The sequence below is a fragment of the Bradyrhizobium sp. CB1015 genome (assembly GCF_025200925.1).
Lineage (GTDB): Bacteria > Pseudomonadota > Alphaproteobacteria > Rhizobiales > Xanthobacteraceae > Bradyrhizobium.
Map to the genome: position 1 here is coordinate 1230951 of NZ_CP104174.1, position 18947 is coordinate 1249897.

15 protein-coding genes and 1 pseudogene are annotated in these 18947 nt (G+C 57.1%); 8 read left to right on the forward strand and 8 right to left on the reverse strand.

Features of this window, described 5'->3' with window-relative positions; all coding sequences use genetic code 11:
• Positions 1-61 precede the first annotated feature (61 nt).
• Positions 62-295 (forward strand): helix-turn-helix domain-containing protein, encoded by a 234-nt coding sequence (locus N2604_RS05655; RefSeq protein ID WP_124163230.1) that lies wholly within the window; start codon positions 62-64, stop codon positions 293-295.
• A gap of 10 nt (positions 296-305) precedes the next feature.
• Here the strand turns inward: N2604_RS05655 and N2604_RS39510 are convergent, their stop codons facing one another.
• The 3 genes from N2604_RS39510 to N2604_RS05665 all read right to left on the reverse strand — a co-directional run bounded on the left by N2604_RS39510 (position 306) and on the right by N2604_RS05665 (position 1870).
• Positions 306-908, reverse strand: a complete 603-nt coding sequence (locus N2604_RS39510) for a LuxR C-terminal-related transcriptional regulator (protein WP_124163229.1) — start codon at positions 906-908, stop codon at positions 306-308.
• A gap of 10 nt (positions 909-918) precedes the next feature.
• A complete protein-coding gene (locus N2604_RS39515) occupies positions 919-1200 on the reverse strand; it encodes a response regulator (protein ID WP_124163228.1) in 282 nt (93 codons plus the stop codon).
• 115 nt (positions 1201-1315) lie between these two features.
• Positions 1316-1870: an SDR family oxidoreductase gene (locus N2604_RS05665; RefSeq protein WP_124163227.1), complete on the reverse strand. Its 555-nt coding sequence runs from the start codon at positions 1868-1870 to the stop codon at positions 1316-1318.
• Positions 1871-2826: 956 nt separating this feature from the next.
• Here N2604_RS05665 and N2604_RS05670 point away from each other — a divergent pair.
• The 3 genes and pseudogenes from N2604_RS05670 (at position 2827) to N2604_RS05680 (ending at position 5644) form a co-directional block, all read left to right on the forward strand.
• Complete coding sequence (locus N2604_RS05670) at positions 2827-3273, forward strand: hypothetical protein (protein WP_199752273.1); 447 nt, start codon at positions 2827-2829, stop codon at positions 3271-3273.
• A gap of 18 nt (positions 3274-3291) precedes the next feature.
• Entirely contained in the window at positions 3292-3981 is a 690-nt protein-coding gene (locus tag N2604_RS05675; RefSeq protein ID WP_124163226.1) for a GDSL-type esterase/lipase family protein, read from the forward strand.
• Between the two features lie 225 nt (positions 3982-4206).
• Positions 4207-5644: pseudogene (locus N2604_RS05680) on the forward strand (IS1182 family transposase).
• Between the two features lie 191 nt (positions 5645-5835).
• Here the strand turns inward: N2604_RS05680 and N2604_RS05685 are convergent.
• Positions 5836-6483, reverse strand: coding sequence for a tetratricopeptide repeat protein (locus N2604_RS05685; RefSeq protein WP_124163225.1), 648 nt, complete (start codon positions 6481-6483; stop codon positions 5836-5838).
• A gap of 2642 nt (positions 6484-9125) precedes the next feature.
• Here N2604_RS05685 and N2604_RS05690 point away from each other — a divergent pair.
• On the forward strand, positions 9126-9338 hold the full coding sequence (locus N2604_RS05690) for a hypothetical protein (RefSeq protein WP_158670231.1): 213 nt from the start codon (positions 9126-9128) through the stop codon (positions 9336-9338).
• Between the two features lie 18 nt (positions 9339-9356).
• On the opposite strand, the gene N2604_RS05695 is transcribed toward N2604_RS05690, so the two are convergent.
• Complete coding sequence (locus N2604_RS05695; RefSeq protein ID WP_124163223.1) at positions 9357-9557, reverse strand: hypothetical protein; 201 nt, start codon at positions 9555-9557, stop codon at positions 9357-9359.
• Between the two features lie 370 nt (positions 9558-9927).
• Here N2604_RS05695 and N2604_RS05700 point away from each other — a divergent pair, with 370 nt between their 5' ends.
• The gene (locus N2604_RS05700; protein WP_370137847.1) at positions 9928-10035 is read left to right on the forward strand and encodes a CsbD family protein; all 108 of its coding nucleotides are present in this window, start codon (positions 9928-9930) and stop codon (positions 10033-10035) included.
• A gap of 356 nt (positions 10036-10391) precedes the next feature.
• Complete coding sequence (locus N2604_RS05705; RefSeq protein WP_124163222.1) at positions 10392-10658, forward strand: hypothetical protein; 267 nt, start codon at positions 10392-10394, stop codon at positions 10656-10658.
• A gap of 380 nt (positions 10659-11038) precedes the next feature.
• Here N2604_RS05705 and N2604_RS05710 read toward each other — a convergent pair whose 3' ends face one another.
• The 3 genes from N2604_RS05710 to N2604_RS05720 form a co-directional block, all read right to left on the reverse strand.
• On the reverse strand, positions 11039-12052 hold the full coding sequence (locus N2604_RS05710; protein WP_124163221.1) for a hypothetical protein: 1014 nt from the start codon (positions 12050-12052) through the stop codon (positions 11039-11041).
• On the reverse strand, positions 12052-13023 hold the full coding sequence (locus tag N2604_RS05715) for a DGQHR domain-containing protein (protein WP_124163220.1): 972 nt from the start codon (positions 13021-13023) through the stop codon (positions 12052-12054). Before N2604_RS05715 ends, N2604_RS05710 begins: the two co-directional genes overlap by 1 nt.
• 163 nt (positions 13024-13186) lie before the next feature.
• Positions 13187-14869 carry a recombinase family protein gene (locus N2604_RS05720; RefSeq protein ID WP_260374190.1) on the reverse strand — a complete coding sequence of 561 codons (1683 nt, stop codon included), beginning with the start codon at positions 14867-14869 and terminating at the stop codon, positions 13187-13189.
• A 2202-nt stretch (positions 14870-17071) separates the two neighbouring features.
• Here N2604_RS05720 and N2604_RS05725 point away from each other — a divergent pair.
• Positions 17072-17380 carry a hypothetical protein gene (locus N2604_RS05725; protein WP_124163218.1) on the forward strand — a complete coding sequence of 103 codons (309 nt, stop codon included), beginning with the start codon at positions 17072-17074 and terminating at the stop codon, positions 17378-17380.
• The last annotated feature ends 1567 nt before the right edge of the window (positions 17381-18947 follow it).

Genomic DNA, 18947 nt, shown 5'->3' on the forward strand with positions numbered 1-18947 from the left:
TCATGGCCGGGACCAAATGTCAGTTGATCTGACAAATTAACCTTAATAGAATCTTTCCGACATGATTTCCGTAGAACAGATTCGCGCAGCGCGTAGCTGGTTAGGGATTTCGCAGCAGGAGCTTGCGGACGCTGCCGGCGTAGAGGTGAAGACTATTCACCGGATCGAGACAGGCTTTCGCGGAGCCACGGAACGAACCCTGGAAAGAATCCGACGGGCTTTCGAAGCGAGGGGCCTCGAGTTCATTTTCGACGGAAGCAAGCCGGTCGGTTTGCGAACCCGAAGCGCGCGCTAACGTAAGACTATCATCGCCGAGACTTCGCGGCCGCTTTTGGCGCGAGGCGGCCATCGCGCCAACGGAAGCGGGTTTCGACAGTTTCGCGAGCTTTACCTTGACTTCGATCCGCGTGTGTCGACACGACCGAATTCGTGCTCGACGAATATGCCTGTGGCTGCAATGAGCCATCCGGCGCTGCACGATGCAGATTGCAGTAGGCGGGCAGTAAGCCCTCATCCGAAACGCGTTGGGCAGCGTGGTCGTGGCTGGTTGCCAAGATGTCGTCGGGGCGGATCGCTCTTCCGTTCTGCGCCTGTCCGATTTTGTCCGCAATGCGAACCAGATCCGCGATGGACTGTGCCCCCATTTTGGTCATGATCCGGCCACTGTGAACACGGGCAGTATGCGTACAGATCCCTAGCCGGCCAGCTATGTGCTTGGGTCCAAGTCCTGCCGAGAGCAGCGCCATGGTCTCTCTTTCGCGGGGCGATAGCGACGCAAAGCCTCGCACGCAGTTCGTCCTGGATCTGCTCTTGCCGGTGCCGCGTGAGATCGCGTTCGATGCCGCGTCTGACCGCGTCGACAAGCTGTTCAATCTGGAACGGCTTGATGAGATAGTCGATGGCGCCATTCTTCATCGCCTAGACGCAGGTCCTTGCCTCGTCCTGAGCCGTCAGAAACAACAATGGTGTCTTGCGTCCAATCCTTGTCTGGTGGGATTGAAGATCGAGACCGCCGATGCCAGGCAACCGCACATCCAATATGATGCAGTGAAGTGGATTGGTCTCGCTTCTCATCAAGAAATCCTCGGCTGAATTGAATACCTCGACCGTCAGGCCAGCCGCGACGAGGCAATCCAGCGCCTTCGCTCGCGAGGAGCTGTCGCTGTCGATAACTGCTACTAGCGGTCGGTCAATGATCATCGGCTATATCGTCGGCACTCTTGATGGAGGACGGCATCGTTCCGCATCTCGGTGTACTTTCATCACGATAAGGTCGGGTATCGAGCTACGGAGCGGCTGCGCGAGATCGTTTCGATTACCATTTGCCGACATGTGCGCCGCCGTCGACGCGCAGGATCTCTCGCGTGATGCGGCGAGCCTCGATCACAATCTCCTGAATGCTCGAAATGCTTCCCATCGGGGACGGTCTGCGAAGAAAGTCCCAATCGGGTTTGCCCGCGAGGGCTGCAGTGATGCTGACAATGCTGCCGCCTGACGTTTGTGCCATGATCTGTATCTGTCTGATCGCGACTTGGGTCATGTAGATGAAGCCGTTGAGATTGGTGGAGAGCAGCTGCTTCAAATCATCACCCGGGTAGTCGGTGAACGGGTTGACCACGAAGATCTCAGCATTGTTCACCAACGCATCTATCGAGCTGAACTTGCCAACAGCTGTCTCGGCAACCCTGGTGGCTGTCGAGGCATGCCGACGTCCCCATCCACCAGGGCCAAGCTCGGAGAGAAGGGATCGCGTCACTCTCCGCGAGGTCGCGACGACGTTGTAACCTCGTTCAATGAATGTCCGTACCGCACTTAAGCCGATCCCCTGCAAGCCGCCGGTGACAATCACGGTCTTTGATCCTTGAGTCACGCTAGGTCTCCTTGCTCTAGCCGGGCAGTGGCGATGATTAGTTTCTTATCGCCGTGGAACTCGATCGCTGAATGTGCTGTGCCGCTTGGGGGCAGCTCGCTTGAAACGCGACCTCACAGCTTGCCAATTCGGAAGTCGGGTTCGCGAAGTTACATGCGCGCGAAGACGTGACTTCGCTTTGCTCTCGTTGGCCCAACGCACGCCGGGATAATGAGCGAGCAGAGTAGCTGGATGTACCCCACGAACGAGAACGCATTCGGTTCGGCCACTACGCCGGTTGAGGTAGAAGCCGCACACCTGCACGTCGTCAAGCGGCAATGACGGAAGAGGCGCGAGCTAAGGCAGCGCTGCTTGAGATCGCCGAAGAGTATCGCGCGCGGGCCGAACACCAAGAGCGGGAGCTCCCTGAGAGGAGCAAAAGCTAGTGAACGTCGCCTTATGGCCCATCTGCGAAGTTGCACCGCATCTGACGGAGGTCCCCTCATCACGCCACAGCGGACCAGATTTGCTCAACCGCAGTTCTTCGCATTTTGACCCAACCCGGACATCAGGGGCTGCGCAGCCTCTACCGAGGGGGCCCACGATCAACGAAATATGCCCCCGGATACGCCTTTGGACTCATCTCGGGCTGACGGTTATTTCACCGGCTCACCCATTCAAAATTCCGAGTTGCGGGCGCATATTGTAGCGATAGGGCGCCGCGAGGTGACTTAATGAAACGCCGCGATTTTGTCGCTCTTCTCAGCGCTGCGGTAGTCGCCTTGCCCCTCGCAGCCCACGCGCAGCAACCAGCGGTGCCGCGGGTCGGCTACGTCTGGAGCGGCGCTCGCGGGACGGACGTGTACTACCAGACCGGATTCCGTCAAGGACTAGAGGTCTTCGCATTTTGACCCGTTGCGGACTTTTGGATATCGGTACTAGAGAACCCTATCATCGTGGATTCCGGGGAGCAGAGCTTGAAGAACATTCAGATCATCGATCCCGCCGTCAACGCGACGTTCAGCTTGTTTCAAGCGACTGATGATGAGTTTGCTGCCATCTTTCCTGGGGCGGGCCAAGACTTAGAGTTGATCGAGGACTTTACCGAACGCGTAGGGGAAGAGCAGGCTTTGCGAATATTGTCGCCCGTATGGGAGCGCCCTATCTTGAAGCGCGATGCGCAAGGTATCCACGGGACGCTGTACTACGAGTACGCGGACCGGAAGCAATATCTTCCGGCATCCAGGAGAGAGGTCGACTGGCCCGATTCCTACGTTAATCTCGCGCAGCGCAAGCCGTCCGAGCGAATGAGCCGCGCGAACTGCCATCGGCGGGCGCCACGATACACAACAGAACCGACAGTCCCTTTGTGCCGGTCTCTCACTGAGCGCTGCCAGCTCAGGCACGCGAAACGATCACGTTGATCGCAACGAGGCAGCACGATGAAATCAAGACTTGGAAGGTTCATTACGCCATTTATCGCCACGCTCGCTCTTCGCGCGATAGTCATTGTCGCCACGGTTTGTACTGTACTGACGTGGGCCACGATCCACAGCGTTCGCGCCGAAGAAAGGGTGATCAAGATCACGGTGCTCGGGGATTCTCTCATCGAAAATAAAGGTGTTCCCGTTGCCCATCGTTTCCCGGACAAACTTGAATTTGCACTGAAAGCCAGAGGTCAATCAGTCGCCGTAACCAATGCCGGCTGGGCTGGTGACACAGCCGCAAAAGGTCTCGCCAGATTGGACCGAGTGATCACCGACCAACCCGATGCGGTCATTGTGGTGCTCGGTGCGAATGACATGGTCTGGGGAATCGATCCAAATGCTACTCGTGCCGCGCTGGCGGAAATTTTACGTAAACTCGAAGCGCGGCGGATTGCCGTGCTTCTTTGCGGCGTGCGGACGCAATCAAAATTTGGAGAAGAATACAAGAATGCTTTTGCGGCGATGTTTTCTGGTCTTGCCAGCGAGCACAACGTGCTGTTCTACCCAGCTTTCGATGATGCGTTTGTCGATGATGCCCAACTCAAAGCGCTCGATGGTCTACACCCGACCCCGGCCGGAATCGAGGCGGTCGTAACGCGCATCCTACCACAAGTCGAGGCCCTGATCGCGAGCGCGCGCCGCTAGGGACCGTTGAGACTCACGATTGGCATGAAGAAGGCTGCTACGTCGTTAGCGCGGGCAATTCCGACAATGGCCCTCAGCCGAATTGCCTATGAACGGCCGCAAAGGCCCCTTTCGAAGGAAAGCCGGACCTGACGAGCTGAGTGGTCGAAACCGCCGCTTGTGACCCTGGCTGTGTGAAAAGTCTCGGCCTGCTATAGTTCTCCTGCTGAATCGGTGGGGGACATGATGCCGGGCTTTGTTGCGGGGATGGACCGGGGGCAAGCGACGCTGTTGCCGGAATGCCTCGACGACTGGGTCGACGACAGCCATCCTGTTCGCGTGATCGATGCGTTCGTCGAGATGCTGGATCTGCGCGCTCTTGGCTTCACCAGCGTCAATCCGGCCGACACCGGTCGTCCGGCTTATCACCCCTCGATCCATCTGAAGCTCTACATCTACGGCTATCTCAACCGCGTGCATTCGAGCCGGCGGCTCGAGCGCGAGGCGGGCCGCAACGTGGAGGTCATGTGGCTCTTGGGCCGGCTGGCGCCGGACTTCAAGACGATCGCCGATTTCAAGGACAATGGGCCGGCGATCAAAAAAGTCTGCGCGCGCTTCGTCGAGGTGTGCCGCGAGATGGGATTGCTCGCGAAGGCCAGCGTCGCGATCGATGGCAGCAAGTTCAAGGCAGTGAATAACCGCGACAAGAACTTCACGCAGGCGAAAGTCGAGCGCCGGCGGAAGCAGTTGGAGGAGAGCGTGGCACGCTATCTGGCACGACTCGACTCCGCAGACCGGCAGGATCCGTCGGAAGTCGTCACGCTGAAGAAGATGCGTTACAAAGAGAAACTCGAGAAGTTGAAATCCGAAATGGCGAAGCTGGCGGCTATCGAGAAGCAGGTTCTGGCCGCGCCCGATAAGCAGGTTTCGTTCACCGATCCCGACAGCCGCTCGATGGCGACCAGCGGGGCGCGGCTCCGGCGTCGTCGGCTACAATGTGCAGACGGCGGTCGACACTGAGAACCATCTGATCGTCGCGCACGAGGTTACGAATGTGGGCTCGGATCGCTCGCAACTTGCGAATACGGCGCAGGCGGCCAAAGAAGCGTTGAAGGTCGAGAAACTTGAGGCCGTCGCCGATCGCGGTTACTTCAACGGCGAGGAGATCAAGGCGTGCGAGGACGCCGGCGTCACCGTGACGTTGCCGAAGCCGATGACATCTGGTGCCAAAGCGGAAGGCCGTTTCGGCAAGCAGGGTTTTGTTTATCTGGCTGAGGAGGATGTTTATCGCTGCCCGGCCGGGGAGCAACTCACCTATCGAATGACGACCGTGGAAAACGGCCAGAACATGCGCCGGTATTGGACAAATGCGTGCCGCGCCTGTCCGCTCAAGGCGAAATGCACGAAAGGCTCGGAGCGGCGGATCACCCGCTGGGAGCACGAGCAGGTGGTCGAGGCTGTGCAGGAGCGGCTCGACAAGAACCCCGAGGCGATGCGCACGCGGCGCGAGACGGTCGAGCATCCGTTTGGCACACTGAAGATGCGCATGGGCGCGACGCACTTCTTGTGCAAGACGCTGCCCAAGGTTGCGACCGAGATGGCGCTCTGCGTGCTCGGCTACAACATGACGCGCGTGCTGAATATCGTCGGCGTCAAGCCGCTGCTGGCGGCGATCGCGGCCTGAGACGGCCCCACTGCAGGCTCTGCACAGCCTGAGAGCCGGTCAGGTTTACCTGATGATGAACCAGCTTGCCTCCCAGACCCGAAATCGGAAAAATATGCTCGAAACCGTCACCTTGCAGCGCATCCAGCCTGGAGCGGCTCGCCGATACCCCATCCGCCGCGTTATCACACGGCCAAGACCCAGAGCCGACATCACTCCTTCGGCACTCCGGCCAAGTGAAACCCTTTTACGGCGCGCTTGGCACCTGCGAGAAACGCCGGATTGTCGCTTACTGAAAAGCTTTTGAAGCGTTTGATAGCAAACGTCGGATTTAGCGCAAGCCCCGCTTGCACGGCAGCCCACGCCTCCTCCTGCTTACCGAGAAGCGCGAGCGCAGCAGCCAGCCCAAAATGCGAGGTGGGATGATTACGGTTGGTCTCGATGCTGCGACGGAACCAGCTGAGTGCTTCGTCGTCCGCGCTAACCTGCAACTTGGCGAAGCCTACCATCATTGACCATTGGAAGCTCAGGATATCGCGAGGAGAGAGACGAAATGCTTCACTGATATGAGTCTCGGTCTCTGCTCCGCGCCCCATAAAATACTTGGCCCAGCCGATCAGCGCGTGCGCCTCAGCTATGTTTCGATCCAGCGCCAATGCTCGTTCGCACTCAGCAAGGCCCTGAGCGGCTCGGCAACTACACATGAGCACGCCGCCCAAAGCTAAATGGGCAAACGCATGATTAGGCGCGAGGGACAGCACCCTTCCCAGCGCGGCCTCGGCCGCCACAAGATGCGCGGTTCGTTCGTCGGTAAAGAAGCTACTTCCAACCACAAGATCGACAAACGCAATGCCCACCATCGCTTCGATATTTCCAGGATCGAGGAATAGCGCCCGTTCAAAAAAAAGCCCGCGCTTGTTCCATATGTTCAGGCGTCCACCCCTTGTTCCACGAAGCTTTACCTTGGAAGCACAGATCCATTGAACCGCGATGCACAGATCGTTCTGACCGCTGGGCCTCGAATTCTGTCAGCTGAGCATTTAGCGCATTGGGGCGGAGGATTTCGTAGGATCTAACCCCAAAAATGATGTACCTTCGAGGTCGCGGTGTTGAAATCTCAATGCCTGAGAACTCGCAATAGCGCTCTGGTCACTTGCCGCCGTCTGCGTGGTGGCGTTCAGTGTGGCCGCAATCGTGTCTCCTCACTGATCGAACAAGAGACCGTCTGCCTCCCGCCGGGGTCGAGGAGCCAGCGCCGCTGGGCGCCGCAGCAGGTGGTGATTGTTCGACGCCAACTTCGCCGCAACGCCCGGCCCCAGTGGCGGCAGTGGCCGCAGCCTCCACTGCGCCGAGGCGGGCGACGACGCAGCGGTGTGTGGTCGGCCTCGGCCTTAAGCTTGAATTGAGCGATGGGCCAATTGCTCGCCTAGTAAACGCACTGTCTGACCCAGTAGCCACCGCTCACCCGTATCCACTGACATGGCTCGGCGGGGCTCTTTGATGATCGGCCACCCGTGAATATCGATGTTTGTTGGCGCGGTGATCCGCGCCAAAAGACAGCATTCGCTTCGGAGGAATGGAAGACCAGAGCTCCGGCGAAGCAGGTAGCGGCTACACAGCACAGCAGGAAACGGCTCATTTGTCTGATCCCGGTGAGACGTTGAACCCTTGCGAATGCTACGCGAGCCGCCGGGTTTTATCCACACCCGGGCAAACAAGAGCAGCTAGGTTTCGCAGTACCGTCAGCGAAAGTTGCCGAATTCCTTGAGCGGGCTGAGCACTACGCAGCGCTAAAAAAAGCAGCTGAAACACTTGCCGACCCGCCGCATTTACGAACAAATGGAAGCAGCTACCGCATTCCCGCCCAGAGCCAGTTGCATCTGAATTTCCGTTTTTAGGGGGTTTTTGATCCATGTGCCCAACTCAATGTGAGTACATTGCTGCGTTGATCAAGCTGCACGACCAACATATTGAAGCTCTTCGCGTCAGCCCCGCGATTGAGAAGGAATATGCGGAGATGCTTCTGTTGAGGGAAAGGATAAGAACGGCACTCGATAGGAAAGACCACGTCCTCGCCCCGGAATTGATCGGCTCTAGGAACCGGCCCATTTCTCGAGCATAGGAGGCCGACATGATCGAGACTGCACCGACGCAAGTTATACTTGCATGCTCGAAATGCGGAGAAGCGTACAGCGCAGTTCAAGCCCAATCGTCTGTGAACAGGACAAAATCGTTTCAACTGTTTAGTCTGCGCAGCCGTGGTCCTCAGCTGGATGGGTGACTACGACCATAGCGACTGAAAGCCGCTTCCGACGCGGCCCGAGAGAGCGATCTGATCCCCGAGAGAGGAGCGAACTTCACTGGGCCGCAGAGTTGTTACCATTTTTTCCCAATCCTAAATCATTGTTTACAATCTGCTGTCATCCTTGTTCGCATGCTGAAAGGTATTGTGATCTGCTTTTTCGCCTTCGTATTTTCAAGCCCTGGACGGCTACCTGATGCCGGTCGGCATCGCGACGCGGTTGTTACAATGCTGATCGAGATCGACGACAGTTGGAGCCGCTAGCGCTTTCGCTCCAATGGGACAGCCAGGGCACATAGAACTCATCGTCTCGCCTGCGATACGTCGCGCGATGATTGCGATCAACGACCAGAAAGCGTTTCGCGCTTTACGGTCCAAATGGGAGCGTCTGGAAGTGCGAGCGCGATGGTGTCTCGCCGCGCACACTCTGGAAGCTGCTCGCGAATCTCCTGATGGAGGACGAACCGCAGACAACCGTTACGACGGCTTCACTCACCACAGTCCGTATGCGCCTGAGCAAGGTTGGCCTAAATGTCTTGAAAGCGAACTTAGTCAGGAAGGCATGACGCTGGCGCTAATGCTCGATCTTCCTTCGGAGCTACCATCACGGCGCGTCAATCGGGCGACGGCCGTTGCAGCGTCTCCGCTCATCCCATGGCGCTCGCATCCAGGCATTGCGCCGTTAAGGAACTGGTTACTAGTCACTGTCACCTTTGCTGTATTAGGCCGCGATATGCGGCAGTGCATTCCGAGAACGGTTTAATACTTCGACACGCCCGGTTGGCGGTTTCTTGAAGGAGAGGCCCAATGTTTAAGGGCTTCACGGTGGCAGTTGTGGCGTTGATTAGCACAGCGCAGCTGGATCGATACCTAACCAACGGTCGGTACACCGACGCGGCTATAGCTATGCTGCGGCAAATTGGGCGCTCGTTTGGTTTTTGAATATTATTGGACGCGGAGGCGCGTGATGGACATCTCATGGGCTGATCTCGATAGCGATGAGCAGCGCACCATTGCGATATTGGGAGCCGGACTTTCCATTGAACTGTGCGACCCTCTTGCCCTCCTGACGCTAAGGCCGGCTCGGTCTGGTCATAGGGTCGCATTTGACCGCCGCTGGACACAATCTGCGAAGAGATGCCGTTGTGAAGAGTGCCGCGGGCTAAGCGTTGCGGGTGTTCATTGAGACTAGGATCGGGGATGCCAAGCGCAATCGAACTTATTGTAGACGCTTACGTTCGCCTCAATGACAGGAGAGCTCTCGACGATCTGCGCATACAGCGCCGGAAGCTGGCCGTGGACCTGAAGGCACGCACCGACTTTGACTGCCGGACAACCATTCAGCAGATCGAGGAAGATATCCTCGTGATCGAGGCTGGGCTGGCGCAGCTGGATGGTGCGGCGACGAGCTAAGCCGCCGACCTGCTCGACCTAGATCATCCGCTCCTTGGTGACCCGCAAGCTGCGAACGTAATAGCCCTGTCTTTGAACGGCTGACTTGATCTCGTCGCTGACTTTGAGAACTCGTTTTCTGCTCTTGCGCCAATTATTTGCAGAGTAAGCGCCGGGTATCGCGGCCCCTGTGCTTAGAACGAGCAAGTCCCGCTTGCCATTGCGATAGACATCAAACACTTTCCGCCCCCGCTGATTGTATCGAAGTAAACACGAAGTATGTTTCAGTCATTCTGCTCGGTCAGCTTACTACCTCGAATGGCCGTGCGGGTTGCAAATGTGCAACGCCCCGCGACTTCTGCTTCACCAGCAAAGATGCGGTGGAACGTCCTTTGCGCCTGACCGCTCGCCTCGGGATTGCACACCCTCAGTGCCACGGCGCTACAAAAGTAGCCACCGAGGACGAACATTCGTGGGTCAAGTCTATTGCCGCATAAGAGGTCCACTCAGCCGATTGGCTTTGCTCACCAGCACTATTCGGAACGTTGCACTTTCTGGTGCGTTGGGTGTCATCCAGATCTAAGGAGCGCGTTATGGATCGCGCGAGCATGTGAAAGGTGCTGCTGATAAGGCCAAGGGCAGCATTAAGGAAGGCGCCGGTAAGCTAAGCGGCGATAAGGACCTGCAAATGGAAGGCAAGGCACAATGCCGCAGGTGACGTTAAGGATGCGGCGAGAGACGCAGCAGACGCCATGAAGAAGTGAGTTCCGCTCATTATCTAGGTTTAGCGCTCGCCGCTCCTTCCGGGGGGCTTTTGTTTGTGCTTCTAGAAAGAAAGCGCGCGCAAATGCAGCGGCCATCAGAACCTGAGCACATCATCCAACAACTGGCCGTTGCGGCACCTTCACCTCGTTCCAAGGCTTCGTTCTGAGGACGTGGCCTTTCGGAACTCTTGCAGTCCGCAATGAGTTACAGAGCCGCCGACAGGAGGAGCATGAGCGGTCGCGTGCGCGGTAGCACGTGACGGTTGCTTGATCGCGCCGGCCGGCAGCACTTGAACAGAGAGAGGCGACAATGAAGGCAAGACTTCTTCTTGCTGGCGCATTAATCATCGGATGCGCCGCCCCGGCACTGGCCGATGAGTACTATGTCGTGCAGGGTCCGAACCGCCAATGCACCGTTACCACCACACGTCCGGCGGACAAGGAGGTCGTAACACAGATCGGTCCGCTGGCTTTCAAGAGCCGCGTGGAAGCCGAAGATCGCATCAAGCAGACCAAAGTCTGCGAGGAAGGGACGGTTGGCAGTAGCGGCAGCACGACTGTCATCAAAGAGAAATAGTCGAGGGCATCATTCCTGAACGTCTTTGGCTATTCGAGAAAAGTCGCGCCCATCCTGTCGGCGCGACTTTTTGTTTGCCATGCCGGCATTCGACCAGTGGATTTCTGGCGCGTGCCTCTGCGGCGACGATGATTGCTGAAGTTAGCGAACTGGCCGGGTGTCCGCGGCGACGGTGGCATGCCCCAAGTGCATCAGCGCTATCATCTCTCCCACCTTCGATGTTGCGCGTCGCGGGCGCGGGATAGTCCGGGAAGTCGCCGGCTCGGCTGCAAGTTGCCGATGTGGACACCGACCACGCCAGTAGGGCGCGAGGATGGCGGCTTGGTTAATTACCCTTGAGTGCAGCTCCTTGCTCTCAATGAGAGGCCGAAGCCCTTGGATCAGGCAAAAGGCCACTTAGGCTCGTTATACAAAGAAAATTGGCGGTTAAGAAATGTGCTGCGGGCATTTTGCCATCTAATGTCAAGACGCCTTCGCGCTATCACTTCGGAATGAAGTGTATGGCAGAGAGCATCGAGCACGATTGTCGTTTCAAGAAGAATTTTTGACGACAGGTTTAGGTCATCGACGACGGTCGAAGATTTTGAGATCGAGGAGATTGCGTCTTCTAGTCGTCCTAAGCTTGCGTCGAAGCTAGTGGGCGGATCAACCTTGACTGCTGCGAACGCCTTTATCTTGCCTGCGACGCGACCAGCGGAATAGCCTTCACCCGGCCTGTAGTTCACCGCATTCCTTAGGTCCGACGGCCATGCGCTTCCGAGAAAATCAAAAGCGGTCAAAAGCGCAAGGTAAAGGCGATCTTCGTCATCGCCGGAAATCGTGAGTTTTGCTAGTTTAGCGATTTCTTCGGCGACTAACTGCCAAACGAGATTGTGTACCCTGGTCTGGCTGGATTTCGTCAGCTTCACATCGGCATAGGCTAACGTGTTGGATGGCGAGCACTCCATGACAAACGCGCCTGCTCCGGGTGAGGGGGATGCCATCGCAGATAACGTATGAAGCGACTGAACTTGTGGCTTTTCCAAAAATACCGCGGTTCGCCCGAGCATGCGCGTTAGGCTAAGAGCGAGAAAAAACGCCCAATAGTAGAAAGTTACGCATACCCAACCGGTGCTAAACCAACGCCCTGAACCCAATTGGTTTCGCAGCGTAACCGAATGTTCCGCAGCGTGATCTAGGTAGAACGCTACTTCCGAATGAAGGGCAGCGGCTATCTCGACATGGGAAGCTGAAAGGAGGAACTCTCGGCGCGAGGTTGCAGCCGTAACGAAGGCTCCGGTTGATAGCCATTCCCGCACCGTCGTCGGTCTAGTTTTTAGTACTACCGTTCTCTCGGGCACAACCATCAGCGCTTGCTGCCGAAGGCTCTGCCAAGCAGGGCCTTGAGGAAGCATTAAAGCATCTCGTTGCTAATAGGCGTCTTAGCTCTCAACGTAGATTGCATCAGCTCTGTCATCGCCTTCTTGTCAAGGAGCGACTGCCCGCCCGAGCCCCGATAGCTCAAACGCGCAAGCGGTCTTATGATTTTGCGAATGGCTTCTGGCTTCGCGCTTTTCGAGGTGGAAATCGCGGTCTGAATGACTTGATCGAAGATGTTGAAAATCGCTTCGAAGAAAGTTGACCGGGTCAGGAGAGAGCTATCCTCCAGTTCCGCATCGAATGCGTTTAGATAATTTCGGATGAGCTTGTACCGCTGGTCGTCTCCTGTCTCGGACATCACACCTCCGGTTAAACTCGACCCGATTGCACGATTGAAGGTGACGCGGGAGATTTTTCCGGTCGCGCTCTTGGCAGGACTAAGCCGTCCAGCAAGTGGACTTTCAGCATCCCGATTTAGACGGTCAAAGATGCTTCTAAGGATTTGCTCTTTGTCGGACTCCAACTGAGCGATGTGCTTAATATCAAGCAGCAGCGCCGCTGGCACACCTCGCTGTGTTGTATTGATGTCCACAAATAGTTTTGCTTCCTCGGCGGGCGAAAGGTCCGAATAGATAGCAACAGGCACACGGTGCCGAACCCGACACTTGTGATAACCCCAAAGCCGGTGCTGTCCATCAAGAACTAAGAAAGCCTTCTTGATTGGCTCGAACGAAATAGATTTCGTTCGGCGCATGTATCGAAAAGCTGCACCCGTTTGGGCAGACAAAACGATGTTGCTTGGAATTGATCCGGAGCCATCGGCGAGATACTTAGCAATATCGTCGGCTCGTGCTTCATTGAGGGACCGCTGAAATCCAGTTAGCGGGTCGTCATCCCTTCTCGCGACAAAACAGCTAGGAAAAAGGTCGTCTACCGGAATGGTTGCAAAATAAAATCGATGCTTATTTTGATTGAGCAAAAGTCCGGGATAAGATTTGCGTGTCATTCAAGCCCCACAGCCAACCCCCGAGATCATACATCTCCTCTGGCCGGTGAATAGAAGTGATGCAACTTATCCGCGATCTTGTTCAGGGTGCTATGCAGCAGAAGAGTTCCAAAAGCACTCGGGACCATCGTTAAGCAATTGAAGTAACTTGCTCAAGCGAAGGCTAGGCCACGGAAACCAAAAACTCAGCGGAAAGGTGTCGGGGGGAACGTAGGTAGCGCTCCCCCGCTACCACCTTTCCCCACACTCCCTTGACTCTGTTTGGATAGGCCTTTTCTCCGAGCGGGGCGTTTAGCCGGCCTGCTATCTCGACGGCTAAACCACCTGGGCGTTCCGGTTCGCGGAACACGGTGACCGTCTCGACCAAGTCTCTAATGGCTTCTGCGGCCTCTCCGTCGCCCGCACTGACACCTTTACCCAGTGCTTCTTCAAGCCGACCGAGTTGCTCCTCATATCGTTTGAGGATGGCCGGATGCAGCGCAATTTCGATCGGAGCGGGTGGTTCGCTTTGTAACTCCTCAGATATCCGCTTTCGTTCGGCATCTAAGGCAGTCGATCGCGGCCCGAGCACGGACGGATCGCCATGTCCCTTTGCGATCGCATCCACCAGTCGTTCGATTTCTCGACTCAACTGCCCTAGCTGCTGCTCAAGGCGGTGCCGCTTTGCCTGTGATGTAGCTAGGAGGCGCTTCCGCTCCTCCAGATACGTTCGTACGTATTCCGAAAAAACCGTCGGTGCACGCAGTTCGGCCCTGAGCCCGCTGAGGACCGCACTTTCGACCGCGTCTAAATAAAAGGTCTTGGCATCAGAACATGTGGCGCTCTCTTTCGCCGCAGAGCAGCGAATACGAATGCGGCCTGACTTGTGGCGTCCATTAGTTGCCATACCCGAACCGCATGAGCCGCACCGGAGCAGTCCGGATAGCATCCGACGAGGCCGACGTTGGTGGCTGGGGTGGATGTGACCGCGCTCTTCCTTGCGTTGCTGAGCAGCCGTGAATAGCTCTGGATTGACAATTGCAAGATGCGGCACTTCAGCCACCTGCCAGCCACTCTTCGGATTTGGTCGTGACAGGCGTTTTCCCGAGTCGGGGTCCTTCACCATCCTGACTTTGTTCCAGACAAGGCGCCCCACATAAAGTTCGTTTGGCAGAATGCCGGCGCGCCTCTCATGATTGCCATTGATTGTTGACGCATTCCAGCCTCGCCCCCGCGGAGGTGGTACGCCCTCGTTGTTGAGATCATGCGCGATTTCCCGAGGCGTACGACCGTCCACGTATTCCTGAAAGATGCGCCGGATCACTTGTGCCTCGGCCTCGACAACCACTCGTTCACCACTTCTTCCAGGTACCGCTGCGTATCCGTACGTCAGGCCCCCGCCAGCCAAACCTTGCTTGACCCGCCCCGCTTGGCCGCGACGCACTTTGTGCGCATTGTCCTCGCGATAAAGTTGTCCGACCAAGCCGCGAAGGCCCACCAGCACGGTGTTAACGACGCCCTCGTGGACCGCCCGGATCTCGATCCCGAGAAATGACAGCCGCTTATGAATGCCAGCCAGATCTTCCATGTCGCGAGAGAGGCGATCGAGCGCTTCGACGATCACCACGTCAAAGGATCTCTCCCGCGCTTGGTCCAACATCCGTAGAAGGCCTTCGCGGCCCATGACAGACCCGCCCGAACGAGCCCGATCTTCATGGGTACTGACAACAATTAATCCTTCGCGCTCGGCATAGCTCTGACAAAGTGAAAGCTGATCCTCAATCGATCGCTCGTTCTGAAGATCGGTTGAGAATCGAGCATAGATCGTCGCTCTTTTCCCCGCTTCGCTCGATGAGCTGTCTTTCATGATCTTCCCTCGCGGCCACACGGGCAAGTACTCGCGCGAGGCGTAAGATCGCCCTATCTGGATTCGCCTGCAAGGAAAATTTGCGATCGGCTTCCCGCACGATCGAACCTCTAGGCAATCGCGCAGCTCAACGAGGTGCACGCACCTACGCTGGCGTCAGTCGACAAGACGACGTGGGGGGAACTGATCATCTCGAGCATCCTGCTCGGATGATGACTAAGTGCAACGGCCGCTATGAACTCGTCGTGAAATTGGATGCCTAGGCGAAGAAAAGGACAAGGAGCGAACGGCTTTGCGTGCATGGAATTGATACTGCTGGGAAGCGCACAACCTCTCCCATCTAGCGAATACCGAAGTGGAAACTCCGGGCCTGGCCAAAGGACTCTATTCCAGCTGTCGAATTCGCCACCAGTTCGGCCTGATTGGAGCCGTTAGCTAGACCGTGGGCGAGGAGGCGGTGGATGGTTCAATCGTCCTTAGGCAGGTCTACCCAGCGAGCGGAAATAGCCTTCGCGGTTCTCGCAACCATCAGACAGACTGCTATGGCTCGACCTATGGCCTGGATATTGCATCTTTGACGAAATCGATGCGCTTCGCTGGCGCACGACCCTCGTGCGCATGTTGCTGCGACTCCTGATGGCTAACGTCGTGTGACGGGGAGCCTACCCATCAAATCTGTCAGCTGCCATGTGGAACCGGTTTCGAAGATCCATTTAGAAAGACTCTCATACGGCATTGGCGCAACCGCAATAAGCATATGGCCAGGTACGATCGTCTGCCGAATTTTGTCTCAGATGAAGGACGCGCATACGTAGCGAATTCTGCGAAATGCCTTCAGGTTCTGACATTTTGATATTCCCGTGAGATGGCCGGTGTTTTCACGCGCGCTCCAATGATGCGGGGTCGGGAATCAGATGCGTTGCTACGGTGCACAAGCCAGAAGCTCATAATTGCTCCCTCGCGATAAGCGGCTTCAGGATTGGGCGCGGGGGGCAGGAGTGGTCGGCACAACGCTTCAGTTTCTCCCATGTAAGACAGCTCAACCTACCAAATCTGGCAGGTGCCTTGCGGGACGTCTCGACGATAGAAGGCAGGGCGCCCTCGGGGCAGCCGCCCCAAGGGTGCGAGGCGGCAGCGTTGCAGTACCGCGACGCTGGCGAGCGAAGTTAGTGGCGCACGTGATAGGGACAGCGCTTTCCAAGGGCCTCTCCGACGAGCGCCGAGTCACACGTCATTTAACTCCGCTGGCAGCGCGGAGTTGGTAGTTTCAGAGCTTTGAACAGCGCGGACGCCCGGCCCGCGCTGCCTCCCCTCTAATTCTAGACCTTCTGGGCCTCGGAATACTTCGACACACTAACGGGTGAGCCATGCCCGATCCTGCTCGTCGATTGCAGTTAGCCAGAACCTTGAGATGCTTTCGCGATCTGCTGCATAGCGGACGGACACGTTCCTTGGCAAGCGTCAGCATGAGTCGAGGCGGCTGCCCATGCCGGAGCGCCGCTGAGATCGCTTTTGTCACCATGGACGGTTTCTCTGATCTCGATCAGCGACGTCTTTTGCGCCCTCTTAGATCCGATAGGTCATAGCTTCCTTGACCTCGCTTAAGCTGCAGAGGAGGCCCAATGCTGGTGCGCCAAACGCCGCCCATTGCGGTTCGGCAGGCGAGGAATCTTTGCCGCGCGTACTAGATATCGCAGATGAGTCGAGATTTTTGGCGAGAGCGAAGAGGCAAACGCGCAAATCAGATGGTCTACCTGAGCATTGCGCAGCTACAAGGTCCTTTCCGATCGTCCTCGCCGAACAGATCATGGCAGGTCGCTCGACGACGGCGGCAGCACTTCTCTTCCGCGCGTATTTTCGCAGCCGATCCCGCACATTCACGCTTTCCAATGTTGCGAGTTGTTCCGCCGTGTCTCGGCGAAGCAAAATGGTGGCATGCCGTTGACGAACCGGCAGACGCGAATTTCAAAGCTATGCTGAGCACAGATAACATCAACGCTGATCGCCTCGCAGCCTCACAGGTTGAGGCCGCGCGAATTCTCGGGGTCCATCGCGAAGGATCCTGCGGGAATTCGGAGCCACGCGCTGACTGAAAGGCGCGACTGCATTGCGGCACGCATAGCCCGTCATGGCGTTGCTCGTGTGGTTTCATCTTTGGGAACGGGAACCCGTTTGGTCGCTCGCGAGAGAAGGAATTGACCGATGCTTAGTGAAAGAAAAGCATGCAGACGCTTGCGCCTCTCTAAAAAATCAAAGGCTCTGCCTGACATCGAGCTGTTCGCCGCGAACTTCATCGCGCAACTGCGCTCCATAAACAGCAGGAAGCCTGCCGCAGACGCTAGCCCGAGGGACAAACGCCTCGAAGCGAACGCTCGCCGCCGGAAGCCGTGGTTGCCACACCTTGGTCTCTCGCAAAGCAAGGGGCGCGTAGAGGCGCTGGGCAACGAGAAGCTCGCCAGAATGGCGAACAGCGCCGGGAGCTATATCGGCCCGACAAAGGCCGCGGCGTAGTGAGGGAGCTCCAGTGCTTATCCGCAGAGACGCTCTGGATAACGGCGTTACGGAGCGGCCGATACCGCCGAACCCGGCGCGAAGCGTGCTGCCTTCATGCAAGGTGGTTCAACGTGGTGTGCTTGCCCATTTGCGCCGCCGTGCTGTGCATGACTACCAATGCTGGTAGGTCACCCGAGGCCGCTCTCTCGCTAAAGTCCCACTGTACCCTGAGGCGGCGGGCCTCACGGGAAAGCCGGGCGGGTTAGCCTTGTGATCCCCGAGGCTGACTAGCGTTCCGGCGAAGCGGATGCGGCAGATAGCGCATTTATCCACCTCCCCGGTGGACATCGGCGCCGAGTCGCATCCGCGCTGCTTTCTCTCGAACTCGCTAATTGCGTCTAGTTTTCGCGCATTACTGGGAGATAGGCTGATCGAGCTCATTAAGCATTTTGACGAATCGGAGCCCAATCGTCCTCCCCACGCGAACCCAGCGTGGAGCACGAGCCGGTAAGCGGCGCGACGTATTCAAATTCGAGAGCAACTGATGCGCAATCCGAATGGCCAATCCTGCATGGTCGAAGAGCCCACGAGCCAGGGGGCGTGAGGTCATACGGCCGATCAGTCATCAAACGTGCAGTGGATTGGCTGAGTGTCAATCCGGCGCGTAGTCTCAATGCGGGTGCCGCTGATCGCAAGCGCGCCGAATGACTGTTATCTGAGGCGTAAACGGCGATATCGCTGCCAACGGCAAGCGGCCCGCCCACATGGGTCGCCTTTCGTTTTGTAAATTGTGCAGGTCTGTCAGCTTTCGGTAAGCCAGCCCCGATAAAGAATCGTTGGGTTTAACGGGGGCGTGGCGGGGACAGCGCATGAGCTGAAGGACCACCATGTGCCGAGTCACGCTTCCGTTAAGCTCATTGCACTGCGGATGCGGCAGGATAGTGCCTCATGATGCCCCAGGCGCCGAGCGCGCCCGCAATGCTTCCAACTCGCGGGTTAGTTCTCCTTCTGCCGATTTTGCTCGTTCTGCAAGCAATCAGCTTCTTGCGCCGCTTGAAGCTCAGTTTGGAGCAGTTAGCTGGGTGGCAGGGAAAGCGCTGCCCCTGTGTATGCGTCGGGGAAAAGCGCTGATTGAAGTTCTGCTAAGTTCAACTGGCAGTGCGGGCGGGGTAGGGACAGCGTCTGCTCCAGCGCAACCAAGCGGCGCCGAGTCGCGCCCGCACTGCTTCCGATCAATCTTCGCCAACACTCAGGAAGGGAAAGGAGATTGCCTGGCTAAATCCGGTCCGCTGTTGTCTTGATGCAATTGTGTCTGCCGTGTGTGGCGACGACGATGCCGACAGCGTCGTCCGATTCTTCAACGCGGTGCTCCCCGTCGCGGCTTTCAAGGTCTCGGATAATCTTCTCAATGGACTGATTCTATCGCGCTTCGTCTGGACTTACTCTGCCAACATTCTTGCGCCTCTCATGTGCGTTTGGCCTGTCATTGTTTTTTATGCACGGTTTTCTAGGAACGCCCACGTGTCGGGTCATGCTGGTGTCTCCAATTGGTTCAAGGTAAAGACCCAGCTTAAAGAATCGCCGA